18 protein-coding genes are annotated in these 15,777 nt (G+C 58.9%); 13 read left to right on the plus strand and 5 right to left on the minus strand.

The window, feature by feature from the left end; genetic code table 11:
* Positions 1–227 precede the first annotated feature (227 nt).
* Positions 228–1,676, minus strand: coding sequence for a sigma 54-interacting transcriptional regulator (locus JMF94_RS08615; protein ID WP_240824710.1), 1,449 nt, complete (start codon positions 1,674–1,676; stop codon positions 228–230).
* Positions 1,677–1,875: 199 nt separating this feature from the next.
* Between JMF94_RS08615 and JMF94_RS08620 the strand changes: the two genes are divergently transcribed.
* The 5 genes from JMF94_RS08620 (at position 1,876) to pgl (ending at position 6,268) form a co-directional block, all read left to right on the plus strand.
* Positions 1,876–2,814, plus strand: a complete 939-nt coding sequence (locus JMF94_RS08620; RefSeq protein ID WP_240824711.1) for a bile acid:sodium symporter family protein — start codon at positions 1,876–1,878, stop codon at positions 2,812–2,814.
* Between the two features lie 198 nt (positions 2,815–3,012).
* Entirely contained in the window at positions 3,013–3,393 is a 381-nt protein-coding gene (locus JMF94_RS08625; protein ID WP_240824712.1) for a RidA family protein, read from the plus strand.
* A 193-nt stretch (positions 3,394–3,586) separates the two neighbouring features.
* Positions 3,587–4,348: a methyltransferase domain-containing protein gene (locus tag JMF94_RS08630; protein WP_240824713.1), complete on the plus strand. Its 762-nt coding sequence runs from the start codon at positions 3,587–3,589 to the stop codon at positions 4,346–4,348.
* Positions 4,345–5,403 (plus strand): translation initiation factor IF-2, encoded by a 1,059-nt coding sequence (locus tag JMF94_RS08635; protein ID WP_240824714.1) that lies wholly within the window; start codon positions 4,345–4,347, stop codon positions 5,401–5,403. Before JMF94_RS08630 ends, JMF94_RS08635 begins: the two co-directional genes overlap by 4 nt.
* Before the next feature lie 118 nt (positions 5,404–5,521).
* A complete protein-coding gene (gene pgl, locus JMF94_RS08640) occupies positions 5,522–6,268 on the plus strand; it encodes a 6-phosphogluconolactonase (protein WP_240824715.1) in 747 nt (248 codons plus the stop codon).
* A 21-nt stretch (positions 6,269–6,289) separates the two neighbouring features.
* On the opposite strand, the gene JMF94_RS08645 is transcribed toward pgl, so the two are convergent.
* Positions 6,290–6,430 (minus strand): hypothetical protein, encoded by a 141-nt coding sequence (locus JMF94_RS08645; RefSeq protein ID WP_240824716.1) that lies wholly within the window; start codon positions 6,428–6,430, stop codon positions 6,290–6,292.
* A 35-nt stretch (positions 6,431–6,465) separates the two neighbouring features.
* Positions 6,466–7,575 carry a M15 family metallopeptidase gene (locus tag JMF94_RS08650; protein WP_240824717.1) on the minus strand — a complete coding sequence of 370 codons (1,110 nt, stop codon included), beginning with the start codon at positions 7,573–7,575 and terminating at the stop codon, positions 6,466–6,468.
* 59 nt (positions 7,576–7,634) lie between these two features.
* Here JMF94_RS08650 and JMF94_RS08655 point away from each other — a divergent pair, with 59 nt between their 5' ends.
* Complete coding sequence (locus tag JMF94_RS08655; protein WP_240824718.1) at positions 7,635–9,107, plus strand: radical SAM protein; 1,473 nt, start codon at positions 7,635–7,637, stop codon at positions 9,105–9,107.
* A 125-nt stretch (positions 9,108–9,232) separates the two neighbouring features.
* Here the strand turns inward: JMF94_RS08655 and JMF94_RS08660 are convergent, their stop codons facing one another.
* Positions 9,233–9,814, minus strand: coding sequence for a DJ-1/PfpI family protein (locus JMF94_RS08660; protein ID WP_240824719.1), 582 nt, complete (start codon positions 9,812–9,814; stop codon positions 9,233–9,235).
* 182 nt (positions 9,815–9,996) lie between these two features.
* A complete protein-coding gene (locus tag JMF94_RS15085; protein WP_276612868.1) occupies positions 9,997–10,125 on the minus strand; it encodes a hypothetical protein in 129 nt (42 codons plus the stop codon).
* Between JMF94_RS15085 and JMF94_RS08665 the strand changes: the two genes are divergently transcribed.
* The 7 genes from JMF94_RS08665 to recJ all read left to right on the plus strand — a co-directional run bounded on the left by JMF94_RS08665 (position 10,124) and on the right by recJ (position 15,740).
* Entirely contained in the window at positions 10,124–10,384 is a 261-nt protein-coding gene (locus JMF94_RS08665; RefSeq protein WP_192111405.1) for a zinc ribbon domain-containing protein, read from the plus strand. The two genes, JMF94_RS15085 and JMF94_RS08665, sit on opposite strands and share 2 nt — an antisense overlap.
* Positions 10,385–10,498: 114 nt before the next feature.
* Positions 10,499–11,380: a YicC/YloC family endoribonuclease gene (locus JMF94_RS08670; RefSeq protein WP_240824720.1), complete on the plus strand. Its 882-nt coding sequence runs from the start codon at positions 10,499–10,501 to the stop codon at positions 11,378–11,380.
* Between the two features lie 2 nt (positions 11,381–11,382).
* Entirely contained in the window at positions 11,383–11,637 is a 255-nt protein-coding gene (locus JMF94_RS08675; RefSeq protein WP_136400130.1) for a DUF370 domain-containing protein, read from the plus strand.
* Positions 11,637–12,245, plus strand: a complete 609-nt coding sequence (gmk, locus tag JMF94_RS08680; protein ID WP_240824721.1) for a guanylate kinase — start codon at positions 11,637–11,639, stop codon at positions 12,243–12,245. Before JMF94_RS08675 ends, gmk begins: the two co-directional genes overlap by 1 nt.
* A 172-nt stretch (positions 12,246–12,417) precedes the next feature.
* Positions 12,418–13,128, plus strand: a complete 711-nt coding sequence (pyrF, locus tag JMF94_RS08685; RefSeq protein ID WP_240824722.1) for an orotidine-5'-phosphate decarboxylase — start codon at positions 12,418–12,420, stop codon at positions 13,126–13,128.
* Positions 13,129–13,147: 19 nt separating this feature from the next.
* Positions 13,148–14,002, plus strand: coding sequence for a tetratricopeptide repeat protein (locus tag JMF94_RS08690; protein WP_240824723.1), 855 nt, complete (start codon positions 13,148–13,150; stop codon positions 14,000–14,002).
* A 4-nt stretch (positions 14,003–14,006) separates the two neighbouring features.
* Positions 14,007–15,740: a single-stranded-DNA-specific exonuclease RecJ gene (recJ, locus tag JMF94_RS08695; RefSeq protein ID WP_240824724.1), complete on the plus strand. Its 1,734-nt coding sequence runs from the start codon at positions 14,007–14,009 to the stop codon at positions 15,738–15,740.
* Positions 15,741–15,777: the final 37 nt, after the last annotated feature.

A 15,777-nucleotide genomic window follows, 5' to 3' on the forward strand; every position in this document is an offset into this window, starting at 1 on the left:
ACCTTGCGGCTCTAGCATTTACTGCACTCCCCCCACACCGGGGCAGAGAGCTGCCAGATGCAAAATTGAAAACATTCAGAACAAATATAGTTAAATTAGTTAGCATTTCAAGGCATTATTGCGTTCTCAAATATAAGAATAGGTTTCTCAAATTCGAGAAACACTTGCCGCAGCTGCATGGAAACGGTCAGAAAAGACGAGCATGGCGGTTGTATTACTTCGCTGGACTAATGCAGCAGATTATATTCCTGCAGTTTACGATACAATGTGGCGCTGCTGATGCCCAGACGCTGAGCCAGAAGTTTTTTCTGCTCCGTGCTGGCAGCTGCGCAGATCAGGCGCTTCAAAAGCTGTTTTTCGTGCGCTGCGAGCATTTCCTTGAGCGTTGTTGCAGACGATGCTCCCGACCGCCTAGCAAAAAAATGCTGCGGCAAATCATTGGCCCGTATCAGCGGGCCTTCAACAACGTTAACAAGATATTCAATGATATTGCGCAATTCACGCACATTCCCCGGCCAGTCATGGCTCATAAACGCGTCAAAAGCCGCAGGGTCAAGCCCGCGTATGTCGCGGCGCAGCTCACGTCGGTAGCGGGCAAGAAAGCTCTCGATAAAAACAGGGATATCCTCGCGGCGCTGACGCAATGGCGGTATATGGATGGGGATGACATTCAGGCGGTAATACAGATCGTTGCGAAAGGTCCCCTGAGCGACCATTTCCTGCAAATTGCGGTTGCTGGCGCAGACAATGCGCACATTCACCGGGATGGACGCGGAGCCGCCCACCCGCTGCACGCATTTATCCTGAAGCACGCGCAGCAGTTTGGCCTGCACGGGCAAGGGCATCTCGCCCACTTCGTCCAGAAACAGCGTACTTTCATGAGCCAATTCAAACTTGCCCATGCTTCCGCCCTTTCTGGCGCCAGTAAATGCGCCTTCTTCGTAGCCAAACAGCTCGCTCTCAACCAGGTTTTCAGGAATGGCCCCGCAGTTTACAGCCGTCATCAGCCGCTTGCCACGCCCGCTCATACTGTGGATGGTGCGGGCCAGAACCTCCTTGCCGGTGCCGCTTTCGCCGCTGATCAGCACGGTGGAATCTGATGCTGCGATCTTCTGCACCAGGGCCAGAATATCGCGTATGGCAGCGCTGTTGCCCAGCAGGGGGGTTTCTTCCAGTTGTTTGCGTTCACCGCTCACGACCGCATCAAGCTGGTGCTCAAGAATGCGCGACCGTTGCTGCGTGACAAGCTTGCTTTCAATCAGCATGCTCATATATTTGAGGAATTCCTGAAGTTTTTTCTGATTCCCCAGCAGCCGCCCTCGCTCGTCCTCGTTAAACGCAACAATGCCAATAACGCCAGCCACCTTGTTGTTCAAAAAGATGGGATAGGCCATGTCGGCGAGTTCATTGCAGTTTTCGCGATTGGCGCACACGCTGCAAGCCTGATCCATCTGCACGTTTTTGACAAAGGCTGGCTTGCCGGTCTTGAATACTTTGTCGAAAAAAGCACTGTGCGCGATCTTCTGGCTGATGAGCGACTCATATTCCGCTGTGCCGCCCACGCGCACCAGATTGCAGTCAACCACGGTAACGGGCGCGTCCAGAATGGAAGCAACCGCAAGCACATAGGCCTGCACAAAAGGCTGGATTTGCATAAGGCTGGAAAGTTCTGCCATTCCTGCTGCTCTTGGGTAAAAAACTATTTGGAGGATGCAGAACGCATGGCGCGCCACGGCGAAGCAGCATCTGAAAGTACCTGAGCGATACATTTTGCCCAAGCCAAGCACAAGTCTTGCCCGCTTGCAACCGGGTACTCTCTCTGCCAGTATGCGCCTCACACCATCGCGGCAGAAAACCGCGCAACAGGAGACAAAGGTGAGTATCTTACAGCGCGCTGGCAATGCACTTACCCGTTATATGGGCGTGCTTATTCTGACTTGCTCGGCTTTGGCTTTGTGGAAGCCGGAGCTGTTCCGCTGGGTGGCCCCGCATGTTACGCCGCTTCTGGGATGCATCATGTTTGGCATGGGCATGACCCTGCGACTCAAGGATTTCAGCCTAGTGTTTTCCCAGCCGCGCGCCCTGCTGCTGGGCCTGCTGGCCCAGTTCGGCTGCATGCCGCTGCTGGCCTTTGCGTTGTGCCATCTGTTCGCCCTGCCGCCCGATCTGGCAATGGGCGTCATCCTTGTGGGCACAGCCCCCGGCGGCACCGCCTCCAATGTGCTGACCTTTATTGCCAGAGGCGACGTGCCGTATTCCGTGGCGCTTACCTCGCTGACAACCGTTGTTGCACTGGCGCTCATGCCGGTGCTCACATGGCTGCTGGGCGGCGTGTGGGTTCCTGTAGATATGGGGGCCCTGTTCGTTTCCATCCTTAAAATCGTGGTGATCCCGGTTATTCTGGGCATTGCGGCGCACCGTTACTGCGGCAGGCTTACAGAGCGGGCCATCCCCTTTTTGCCCCCGATCTCGGCGCTTACCATCACTCTGGTGGTGGCTGGCATCATGGCCATCAATGCTCAAAGCATCCTTCGCGCCAGCGCCAATATTTTTCTGGTGGTCGTGTGCCATAACCTGCTGGGTCTGGCTTTTGGCTATGCCGTGGGCCGCATCTGGAAATTTGATGAACCCCGCTGCCGCGCCCTCTGCTTTGAGGTCGGCACACAGAACTCCGGTCTGGCTACGGCCCTCGCGCTGGCGCATTTTTCCCCGATTTCAGCCATTGCGGGCGCACTGTTCAGCGTATGGCAGAATATTTCCGGCGCGCTGGTCTCAAACTACTTTCACGGTAAAAAACTGAAACCTAACCAGTAACAGAAGCCCTGAGCAGAGTCGCCTCACCAGACCGAACGCCCCTCCACGAGCTGCCGGGCTTTGACTCTGGCGCGGTGCTGTGCCAAGTTGTCCGCAGCCGTCCGCCGCTGGCAGGTCATATACCATTGGCTAACCTCACAGCAGGCCAACGGCCCAGTACCTTGAACCCTTACCAGCAATTTTGAAGAAGGAAGCGCCATGAGCAAGGAAGCCATCAGCACGAGCAAAGCCCCCGGGGCAGTCGGCCCTTACAGCCAGGGCATCAAGACCGGCAACATGTTCTTCTTTTCCGGCCAGATTCCCATTGATCCCGCCATCGGCAAGCTGGTGGAAGGCGATGTGAGCGCTCAGGCGGAACAGGCCTGCAAAAACGTTATGGCATTGCTGGAGTCTCAGGGCCTGACCGCCGCCAATGTGGTCAAAACCACCGTATTCATCACCGATATGGGCAACTTTGCGGCTGTCAACGACGTGTACAAAAAGTATTTCACTGCTCCCTGCCCCGCGCGTTCATGCGTTGAGGTCAGCAAGCTGCCGCTTGGCGCGCAGGTTGAAATTGAGGCCATTGCCACGCTGTAATTTTCAGCGGCAACACGGGCGGCATGCCCCGGCATTCAACCGCAACGAGGCTCTTGCTTGCAAGCCGCCGCGTTGCGGTTTGTTTGTGGCACGCCGCAACACCAACACAGCCGCATCTGAGCGCTTTGTTGATTTACAGATGCTGCAAAATAGTGGAATATGCAGAAGATTAACGGCAAATGCGAGGCGCGGTATGGATGACCGACAGTCGGATATCACTAGGCAGTATGCCCTGCATATGCAGAAGCAGCTTGTGCAGCACTGCCTTGCCCCCTGGCCCCGCCGTGGCCGCACCCTGCTTGAGGTGAACTGCGGGCGCGGCGAGCTGTTGCCCCTGCTGTGGGAATACGGTTTTGACATGACCGCCACGGAGCACACCCCCGAGTTGCGGGCAGAGGCGAGCCGCATGGCTGACCGCGCAGAAGTGCTGGCCGCCGCTGATGATCACCTGCCCTTTGATGATGACGAATTTGACTGGGTTGTGCTGCACCTTGCTTCACCCAGCGCCGAAAGCACACGCAAGGCCATAGCCGAGTCGCTGCGCGTGGCCTCCGCAGGCCTTGCCCTCACATTCTGGAACTCGGCTTCGCTTCCCTTTATGCTCCACCTGCTTGGTGGCCGCAAAACCGCATGGCCCGGCCCGACCTTCTGCTGGTGGCAGATATGGCGGACGCTCAGAAGCCTTTCGGCTGGCCGCATCAGCGGGGCAAGCGTTCTTGCCGCGCCGCAGGGCACCTGGAATGCATCATGCGCCCTTTCCGGTTGTAACAGGGTCTTGCCCTGGCTGCCCATGGGAGCATGGGGCATTATCCGTATCGACATGGCAAAATCCCGCCCGGTCACGCCGCTGCCTTTACGACTCGGACGCAGACGTATGCGCCGCGCAGAGCCTGTTCTGGAATGCGGCCACAAATCTCAGGCCAAGGCTGCCGACACAGAGAGGAAAGCGCCATGAACCTGCCCTTTATTGCCCCCCTTGTGGCATTCATACGCCAGCACCTGCTGGCGCTGGCCGCAGTGCTGCTTGTGATTCTGGCGGCGGTGGGCGGATTCAGCGGCTGGCGGTACTACCAGTACAGGCAGACTGCCGAATTTGCCTTTGCGCAGATAAAGGACGCCCTGCACCCGGCCAAACCCACAGAACTTGCGCAAGGCATAAACTTTGACGCCATTTCCCTGCCCCTGGCCAAGGCCATTGCAGAGCATTACCCCTTTTTAAAAAAGGGGCCGAACCAGTTGCGTGATCTGAGCGACATGATTCAGGTTGGTCTGCTCAAGCAGGCGCGCGTCAAGGAAGAGCCCGTCAAGGAAGAAACTGATGAACTGGTGCGCCTCAGAACCCCCCTGTACGTTCTGCCGCCAAACTTTTTTACCCAGCTTTTTACAACCATGACCTTGCAGAATTCCACGGAGAATACAGCGCTGATAGCAGCGCAGATTCGCCACCCCGTGCTGAACAAACAGTTTTCAGTGCTGCTGCGCATGGACAAAACCCCAGAGGGATGGAAGCTGGACGACATGGTCAATGCCGAGGAGCTTGTTCGCCAGTTCCGCGAGTTCCAGATGGAGCGCATGGTCGCGCAACGGCAACTGCTTCTTGACAAAAATGCCAAGATAAAAAAACGCATGGAAGATACACTTCCTCTCAAAGCCTGCACCGCCAGCGCAGGTTTGATTTCAGACGGAAAGACGCTTCTTGTCGTGGTGGACGTGCAAAGCAAGAATATCAGCACGATCCCCGTCAACAACGTGGATCTTTCGGTCAAGATTTTTGCGCCGGACGGCAAGGAGCTGATGCAGCGTTTTCTTAACGCCGTGCAGCCCACATTCCCTGGTGATACGTTTGAACGCAGATGGACAATTGAAGTTGACGGTACAAGCCCGCTTGGCAAATCCATTGTGGCAGCGCGCAAACTCACCTGCGAAGCTTCGTGGAAAACTCTGGGCCTCGCCAATGGAGAGATGCTGCACTTTACCATAGCGCCTGATCTGCTGGAAGAATTTCAGTAGTTTTCACAGTCACCTGTCCACTATGCCCTTTTCTCGCGCAGGCGAATGTGTCATAGTGATGCGGTTGGCGGGCCGCACAACGCCCGTGCCAGCCTACATAAACTCAAGGAGCCGCAAAATGTCGGGCCTCAGCCGTTCCATACACCTTACGGTGCATATCCATAAAGATCCTGCCGCCATGGCCGAACGCGCCGCCCACATTCTGGCGGCAGCCTGCGAAGAAGCCATTGCCGACAGGGGTGTTTTCAGAATCGCGCTCTCCGGCGGGCAGACCCCCACGCCGCTTTTCCGCCTGCTGGCGGGCAAAGACTGGGCAGATCGCCTCCCTTGGGACAAAATGACCTTTTACTGGGTGGACGAACGCTGCGTTGGCCCTGACCATCCTGACAGCAACTACGGGCTGGCGCGCCGCGAACTGCTGAGCATGGTTCCTGCCATGCACTTTTTCCGCATGCGCGGTGAGGAAGACCCCGTTGAAGCAGCCGTCAAATACGAGCAGCAGATCCGCGCCGAATTCAATCTCGGCCCGCAGGAACTGCCCCGCTTTGACTTCATGCTGCTGGGCATGGGCGAAGACGGTCACACTGGCTCAATTTTTCCCAATTCGCCCGCTCTTGCCGAGCGCAAGCGCCTTGTCATTGACCAGTACGTGCCCGAACGCAAGGCCGACCGCCTCACGCTCACCCTGCCCGTCATCAATAACGCCCGCTGCTGCATGTTCCTCGTGACCGGCAAGGAAAAGCACGATGTGCTTTCGCGCGCGCTCAACCTCCTGGCCGAACCCACCCTGCCCGCACAAAAGGTGCGCCCCGGATTTGGCGAACTGATCTGGGTTGTGGACGAGGCCGCCGCCCGAGGCGAATAAGCCACCCCATTCACGGATATCTCAAACAAAGCCACCCGCCACCGGGTGGCTTTGTTTTGATCCCTGCCAAGCAAATGCAGGCCCTGCACATTCCATCAAATGTGGCAATACTGAAAACGCAAAAGCTCCTTTTTCAAGGAGCTTTTTATTATCAGCCTGCAAGCTGCATGAGCGGAAAAACGTTCTTTCTGCCTGCGTTATGGAGCAACGGCAGCATCGTCACCAGCAGGCTTTGCCTCTACAGCAGGGCTGACGGGCGGCTGCTCTGAAGGCGGCGTTTCGGCCTTGTCCGGTTTCTGCACGGGCTTCCGTACTGTCTTGTGCGCGGGCTTCCGGGCAATATCCGGGGCTGCCTCCTGTACGGGTTCCTGTGAAAGTTCCTGTATGGGCAAGGGTTCCAAGCCCTGCCACACGCGGGCCTTGCAGATGACTTCCGGCCTGTATTCAAAGTGCATCAGATCATATTCGTGCCATTTGCCGCCCCAGATAAAGCCCTCGTTTTCAAAGGCTGCCACGATGGCGGAGGGATAGCTTTGTTGCAAGGGGTGCGGCCGCAGTTTGCTCCAGCGCCAGTAGGTGGCAATGCCGGGGCTGATGTCAAAGGCAATGCCGAACGCGTGAGGGCTCAGGCGGTTCTCGCCCGCAATGCGCCGCCACGCGAACCCGCCGTCCATTTTCAGCAGGGTTTTCAGGCGAGGATCCTGAACGGCTTGCGGGGCAAGATTGGCGTTTGCTCTATTCATGGCATGCGCCGCTGCGGGTGAAAGATGCAGATGTTGCCCCAGCAGGCGGGCTTGAACCAAGTGCCCTCCAACAGCCTTGGGCGTTGAGCCGTAAAGGGCTTGCAGCAGATCGTAGGAACGCCGCCGCCCCGGCGAAACACCCAGAGGGGTATCGGGCCGCTGCGGCTCCAGAGGATAGGGCTCAGCCATGCTCGCCCGCACGCTCACCACCCACTCGGATTCCTGCGAACCAGCCAAGGGGGCCGCACCCGGCGCAACGTTATACAGCACGCGCCGGCCATCGTTAAACACCAGCCACTGGCCCTGCGCGTCCGTCGTCATGTTTGTGATCTGCGGATAGGCCCGCCGCAGGCAATAAAAATCCACCTGCGCGGCATCATCGAGCCCTGCGGGCAGATCTGCGGCGTCAATGAGGCCGTTGCCAGCCCCAGTGGTCCGGCTTGCAGGCGTTGCATTGGCAGACGCCGCTATCGGCGCACTGGAGGGCGCACTGGATGACACAGCCGTCTCGGCCTGCGCGACATGGGCACAGCACAAAAAAATAAAAAGCAGCAATATTGGCATGAAGGCACCCTAGCCGCCCCTGGCTTGTCAAGGCAAGCGCTTTTGCGTACATCTGCGCCATGTCTGCCTGGAAATTTTATCTGGTCACGTTCGGCTGCAAGGTCAATCAGTACGAAACCCAATCACTGCGCGAAGCCTGGCTTGCCCAGGGCGGCGAGGAATGCAGCGCCCCTGCCGAGGCGGATGTGGTGTGCGTCAACAGTTGCGCCATCACCTCCAAGGGCGAGAGGGACGCACGCAATGCCGTGTTCCGCCTGCGCAGAGAGGCTCCCTCCTCGCGCCTGATTCTCACCGGTTGCGCAGCGCGGCTCTTTGCCGATTACAAACCGCGTCCCGGCGCCATTTGGGCCGCCCCGGATCTGCTGGTGCCGCAGGAAGAAAAAAGCCGCCTGCTGCATGGCCCATGGGCCGACCTTGACGGAGAGGGCGTCGCCCCGTCTGCAGGGATGCCGGATGCTACCACACCTCCGCCCACTGTTGCCGCCTCGACGCCCGCACAGGCCGAGGCGCAAGCAAGCAAGCAGGCCTTTCCGCCATTTCAGATTTCCGCCTTCAAGCGCGCTCGCCCGGTACTGAAAGTGCAGGATGGCTGCGCCCACCGCTGCACCTACTGCATTGTTCCCTCGACGCGCGGCAAACCGCGCAGCCGCCCGGTGGACGAAATCGTTTCCGAGGCACGCCGGCTGTTGCAGGCAGGCCATGCGGAAATCATGGTTTCCGGCATCAATCTGGGGCAGTACGGACGCGGCACGGATACGGGCGACTTCTGGAACCTGCTGCGCACGCTTGACGCGGCCCTTGCGCCGGAATTTGCCGGGCAGGCCCGCCTGCGCATCAGTTCGCTGGAACCCGGTCAGCTCGATCAGCATGGGCTGGACGCCCTGCTTGCCTGCCGCATGCTCTGCCCGCACCTGCATATTTCTTTGCAGCACGGCAGTCAGGCGGTGCTCAAACGCATGGGGCGCGGGCATTACACCCCGGCCATGCTGGAGCATGCCGTGAGCGCTCTGGCCTCGCACTGGCCCATCATGGGCCTGGGCGCGGATATCATCGCGGGCTTTCCCGGCGAAACGGAAGACGACATGCGCCAGTTACTGGAACTGATCGACCGCCTGCCCATGAGCTACGCCCACGTGTTCCCCTATTCGCGGCGGCCCGGCACGGCGGCAGACCGCTTTGACGGGCAGATCCCCCACAGCCTCAAACTTGAGCGCGCTGCCCGCCTGCGCGAAGCCGTGGGCCGCAAGCAGCAGGCCTTTCTGGCAGAGCAGCTCAAACTGCCCCGCATGCTGGTGGCGGCTGACAATCCGCAGGCATTTGCGGACTCCGCAACAGATGCGGCACCCATGCCGGAATCTGCGGGCAAGCCCAAGAAAAACTCCGTGAAGGGCGTGAACGAATACTACGCCGCCTGCTCCATCCGCCTGCCCGCACAAGGCAAACGGCCCGATGCGGATGCCGGACTGTTGCCCGCGCGGCCCGTGGCCCTTACCGAAAAGGGGCTGGTGGTGGAGCTGATAGAACAAAAATAAATGCAGTGCCGCAGTGTCTCTGTACACTGCATAAAAGAAAAGGAGAGCATGGCTCTCCTTTTCTTTTATCTGTATAAAACCCGCTGCTCTTTCGGTGAACCCCTTACAGGCCCCCCGCAAGCAGGCTAGATGCTGATCTTCGCGCCCAGCAGCTTCACAAATTCGGCGATCAGGGCGGGATGCGCAGGCCACGCGGGTGCGGAAACAAGGTTGCCGTCCACAGTAGCGCTGGTGAATGTTTCGTTAAAGTCGCACCAGGTGGCCCCGGCGTCCACCACATCGGGCTTCACCGCCGGGTAGGCGGTGCAGCTGCGGTTTTTCAGCACGCCAGCCGTCACAAGGATCTGCGGGCCGTGGCACACAGCGGCGATGGGCTTTTTGGCGTCGTTGAATTCACGCACGATTTCCAAAATGCGAGGGTTCAGGCGCAGGTATTCCGGGGCGCGGCCACCGGGAATAACAAGGCCCGCGTAGTCAGCGGTGTTTACCTTGTCGAAGTCGTAGTTGATGCCAAAGTTGTGTCCGCGTTTTTCAGAATAGGTCTGGTCGCCCTCAAAGTCATGGATGGCCGTACGCACACTTTCTCCGGCCTTCTTCCCGGGGCAGACGGCATGCACTTCATAGCCCAGCATCTGCAACATCTGGAAAGGCACCATGATTTCATAATCTTCAACATAGTCGCCAGCCAGCACCAGAATTTTTTTCATATTTTCCTCCAAACGGGGAGCGGCCCGTTAACGCGGTCGCCAAGACCGGTTGTTGCGCGGCGGCCGGGCGGCAAAACACCGCCCTTGCCTTGACCGTATATATACTTATATATGCACACAAAGCATGTGGGCAAGCCCCTGACGCCCCCTGGCCCGCACAATTGAGCGGCCGGGGAGGCTGGTCACTTTCTGACCGCAGCAGCCTGAGCAAGCTTCAGAACATTTTCAATAGCAAGTATTCTAGCGCCCCCCATGTTGCGGTATGCCGCCGCAAGGGTTTCATTCCGGCAACGAATCAGGAGAATAATCATGCCAATGTACGATTTTGTCTGCACGGCCTGCGGCAATAAGTTTGAAGATCTTGTTTTTGGCGACGAAGTTCCCGCCTGCCCCAAGTGCAACTCCCCCGCCACAGAAAAGCAGATGTGCGTGCCGAGCCCGCTGAAAACCGGGGCTTTCCCCTACAAGCCCGGCCCTGTGCGCCCCATGGGCAAAGGCATGCCGCCCTCCTGCGCCGCTGGTGGCGGCTGCGGCGGCTGCAGCGGAAATTCCGGTGGATCGCAGGCATAATACGCTGATTTTAAAAATAAAAATTGTATACCCACAGCGCCGGGCCAAGGGCATTTGTTGCATTCGCAAGCCCCTTGCTCTACACTGACGCATATCTTTAGCAGGAAGGAAGCTATGCTCCGCAGCATGACCGGCTTTGGCCGCTGCCTGGTGGAAAACGACTACACCACCCAGCAGTGGGAGGTTAAAAGCGTCAACAGTCGCCATCTTGACCTCAAGTGGCGTTTGCCTCTCTCTATACGCAGCCTTGAACCGCGCCTTGAAAAAGTGGTGCGGCGCTTTGCCTCGCGCGGGCGCGTGGATGTGAGCCTGGTCTTGCAGTACGCGCCGGGCAACACCCCCGCCATGCGTTTTGACATGGTGCAGGCCGCTGCCATGCTTGATAATTTGCAGGCACTGGCTGATGCGCGCGGCGAGGCCTATGTTCCCGACTTCAACGCGCTGTTGCAGATTCCTTCGCTTTGGGGCGACAGCGGCGAGGAGCTGGACGAAGACACAGCCCGCTGCCTTGAAGAAGGCCTGGCCCTTGCACTGGAAGACTGGAACGAGGCCCGCTCCGCCGAGGGCCGCGCCCTTGCCACCGACATGCACTCCCGCATTCTGCGCATGGAAGAATGGACAGGCCTTATTGCCGACCGCGCGCCCAATATCAAGGAAGAACGCGCCAATGCCCTGCGCGAGCGCCTGAGTGAAGCCCTGTCCCAGAACGGGCAGGAGCTGGAAGAAGGACGCTTTTTGCAGGAAGCCGTCATTCTGGCTGACCGCCTGGATGTGAGCGAAGAACTCACGCGGCTTAACACGCATCTGGCGCGCCTGCACGACCTGCTGCAAACCGGCGGCGATGCCGGGCGGCGGCTCGACTTTACCTTGCAGGAGTGCTTCCGCGAGATCAACACCTGCGGCAACAAACTGCCTGATGTGCAGCTTTCGCGCATGGTGGTTGATTTTAAAAACGAACTGGAAAAATGCCGCGAGCAGGTTCAGAATCTGGAATAAACATGCCTCGCGAACGTCTTATCAATATTGGTTTTGGCAACTATGTGCTGGCGGGCCGGGTTGTGGGCATTGTCAGCCCTGCTTCTTCGCCCATGAAACGCCTTCGTGAAGACGCGCGGGCAGAGGGAAGACTCATTGACGCCACCCAGGGGCGCAAAACGCGCTCCATCTTGGTGACGGATTCAAACCACGTCATTCTTTCCTCCATCCAGCCGGAAACAATCAGTCAGCGCTTTGCGCAAGAGGAAGGGGACTGATGCCCCGCGAAGGCATAGCACTGGTGCTGAGCGCACCGTCTGGCGCAGGCAAGACCACACTGGTCAAACGCCTGCTGGCGGAATTTCCGCATATTGGCTACTCGGTTTCGTGCACGACGCGGCAACCGCGCCAGGGCGAAGTGGATGGCGAGGATTACATTTTTCTGAGCCACGAAGAATTCGAGCAACGGCGCGTCCAGGGCTATTTTGCGGAATGGGCCGAGGTTCACGGCAATTTTTACGGTACGCCGCTTGCCCCGGTGAAGGAAAAACTTCATCAGGGTCAGGACGTGCTTTTTGACATTGACGTGCAGGGCGCGGCGCAACTCAAGCTTTCCCTTTCGGAAGCCACGTTTGCCTTTATCCTGCCCCCCAGCCTGCACGAACTTGAAAACCGTTTGCGCGGGCGCGGGCTGGATGACGAGCCAACCATTGCGCGCCGCCTTGTCAACGCGAGGTCAGAGATTCTTCAGGCCCGCTGGTATGATTCTGTCATTGTGAACGACAATCTGGATCAGGCCTACGATACCCTGCGGGCGGTGTATGTGGCTGCGGGGCTTGCACCTGCGCGCAATCCGCACTTGCTGGATGAGATTCTCAACCGCTGATACGCGCTGATCTGTACTGACAGATTCTGCTGTGGGCTGCTCCGCAGACCGCCAGCAAGAATGATCCGCTCCCGCCGCAGCACGGCATGCGTGTTGGGGCAAAAGACCTGAAACCGCATAGTTTGTTCGTGCAGCCGGGCTTCTGGCCGCGAGCAGCAGCACAGGAAGCAACATGCCCACGCAGCAGTACAGGCCGCAACTGGCGGTAGCTCTGGATTTGCCCGAAAAACAGCTTGCACTTGAGCTGGCGCGCAAACTGCGTGGCACGGTGCCTTGGTGCAAGGTGGGCATGGAGCTGTTCACCCATGCAGGCCCCGGCCTGCTGGAAGAACTGTCCGCAATGGGCTTCAGCGTTTTTCTTGACCTGAAGTTCTACGATATCCCCAACACTGTGGCGCAGGCTGTCAAAGCTGCGGCTGCGGCTGGGGTAAACATGCTGACCCTGCACTGTCAGGGCGGCGAGCGCATGTGCCGCGCTGCGGCAGAGGCGGCAGCCGGGGTTTCCGGGCAGCGCCCCCTGCTCTTTGGCGTGACCGTGCTTACAAGTTTTGCACCCGGCGAAATGCCCGGCATAGAGGCCTCCCCTGCTGATTTTGCTCTGGCTCTGGCCCGTCAGGCCGGGCCATGGGGGCTTGACGGCGTGGTCTGCTCCGGTCATGAGGCCACAGCCATCAAGGCCAGTTGCCCTGGCCTGCGCTGCCTTTGCCCCGGGATCCGCCCTGCGGGTTCCGCCGCTGGCGACCAGCGCCGCGTTATGACGCCCGCTCTGGCCATTGCGGCAGGAGCTGATTATCTGGTTGTGGGCAGGCCCATCACGGCTGCGCCGGACCCGCTGGCAATGGCCCGGCAGATTACGGAGGAAATGACCTCCGCGCACACATAAAGAAGTATTGAGGATGAGCATGGCCGGTCAAACGCCCAAAAACGCGCAAGGCGATTCCCACAACAACGGCAAAACCGATGTTCGCGGGGTCTTCTCCACCCAGGAAGTCCGCAGGGTGGGTACTGGCACAACCACGCGCAAGACCGTTCAAAAAACCTTCTGGTTCATAGAGCAGCACGGCAAGGAAATTGACTGCCAGCCGCTCAATACCAACTATGTGCCCAGCGGCCCCAAACGCAAAATCACCTTGGACGAGCTTATTGCCAAATTCTCGCCCGAGCCGGAATTTTACCTCAATTCCGTTTTCCCCAAAATGCAGGAGATCCAGCGCAGTATTGATAGCGGCGACGAACATCGCGAAAATGGCGAGAACTTTGCCGCCGAATTTGAATACACGCGTGCCCTCAAGGTGGATGAAGAAAACGTGCGGGCCAACTTTGGCATTGGGCTGACCTATCTTGAGCGGGGCGACAACGCCAAGGCGCAGGACATTTTTCAGCGCCTGGTAAAACTCGAAGCAGCGTTCGAACCAGAGCACAAGCACCTGTTCAATGAATTCGGCATCAATCTTCGCAAAAGCAAGATGCTGCAGGAATCGTTTGAATACTACCAGCGCGCCCTTGAGCTTTCGCCCACTGACGAAAACCTGTACATGAACATGGCCCGCGTGCTGCTTGAGCTCAAGGACATCGGCCAGTGCGTTGATTATCTGCTGAAAGCGCTTGAGCTGGCCCCCCGGCACGAAACCTCTCTCAAATTTCTGGCATGGCTTATTCAAAAACAGCTCGTACCTGCCGACCGCATAGAAGGTGTACGCGCCGCACTTCAGGCCGCACAAAACGGGGCCGCGCAAAAACCTAAAACGGCGGGCTAACGCATTGAAAAACTGGCTGATCCGCGAGCCTGCGCAAAACATCTGCCCCACGCCGCCCCGGCAATGGGCAGATGCTCTCTCCATCTCGCCCCTTCTTCTTGAAATTCTCTGGCGACGTGGCCTTTCCGAAAGGGAGGCCATGGACGCCTTTTTGTCCGCCCGGCTTGATTCCCTCACGCCCCCTGACCGCTGGCCCCAATTGCCCGAGGCATCCAGCCTGCTGGCTTCTGAACTGCTGGCTGGAAAAAAGCTGGCAGTCTGGGGCGATTATGATGTGGACGGCGTGACAGCCGCCACTCTGGTGCTGGATGTGCTTGAAAGCCACGGCATCCATGCGGACTGGCATATCCCCGACAGGCGCAGCGAGGGCTACGGCCTTAACGTGCCGCATATTGAGGCTCTGGCCGCCCAGGGCTGCGGTGTGCTGCTCACGGTGGACTGCGGCATTTCAGACGTGCAGGCCGTGCAACGCGCTCGGGAACTTGGCATGACCGTGGTGGTTTCCGACCACCACCTGCCGCCCGAAGAGCTGCCCCCTGCCCACGCCATCTGCAACCCCCGCATCCTCGCCGCAGAAGATCTGCCCTACCCGCACCTTGCTGGCGTGGGCGTGGCCTTTTATCTTATGGGGGGCGTCAACGCCGCACTTGCCCCGCATACGGGCAAAAAGCACAACATGGGCGATTGCCTTGATTTGGTGGCGCTGGGCACTCTGGCGGACGTCATGCCCCTCACCGGAGAAAACCGCGTGCTCGTGCGCGGCGGGCTTGCCCGCATTGCGCGGGCAGAACGGCCCGGCATGGCGGCCTTGAAAGTTGCCAGCGGCATGAACGCCGCTGCGGCACTGAGCGCCGGACAGGCGGTTTTTCGCCTTGCGCCGCGCATCAACGCCGCCGGGCGCATGGGCAAAGGCGAACTGGCCCTGCGCCTGCTGCGCGAAAAAGATCACGTTGCCGCCGCAGGCATGGCGCAGGAACTGGACGAACTCAATCTGGCCCGCCGTCAGGAAGAAGAACGCATCTACGCAGAGGCCAAGGCGCAGGCATCAGACATACTTTCGCGCGGGCCGCGCGCTGGCCTTGTACTCTATGGCAAGGACTGGCACCCCGGCATCGTGGGCATTGTGGCCTCGCGCATTGTGGAAGACTACTACCGCCCCACCATCATTGTGTGCGACGATCAGGGCAGCCTCAAAGGCTCGGGCCGCTCCGTGCGCGAATTTGATCTGCACGGCGGTCTGACCCGCACGGCAGATTGCCTGCTGAACTTTGGCGGGCACCGTCAGGCGGCAGGGGTGCGCCTTGCGCCAGAAAGGCTGGAGGAATTTCGCGCTCGATTCGATGCCGTGGCAGAAGAAGTGCTTGGCCCCAACCCACTGCTCCCCAGCATCACGCTGGAATGCGAGCTGGGCTTCAATCTGGCGGGTGATCACAACTTTCTCAAGGAACTTGAACTGTTGCAGCCCTTTGGCCCTGGAAATCCCGAGCCGGTATTTCAGTCGCCCCCGCTGCTGGTCAAGGAACGTTCTTTTCTTGGGCGCAGCAGGGAACACGTGCTTTTGCGCCTGACAGACAGCGCCAGCGGTATTACCCTTTCTGCAAAAGCCTGGCGCATGGCTGACGAACTGCCCGCCTCCCTCATCAACAAGCATATTCTTGTGGCCTACACCCCGCGCATAGACACCTACAATGGCATTGCCTCGGTGGATATCGCCATCAAGGACTGGCGGCCAGCCTGATCGTCCAGCCTTCTTGTGATAAAAGCATAGAGGGGCA

Source organism: Desulfovibrio sp. UIB00 (assembly GCF_022508225.1).
GTDB lineage: Bacteria > Desulfobacterota > Desulfovibrionia > Desulfovibrionales > Desulfovibrionaceae > Desulfovibrio.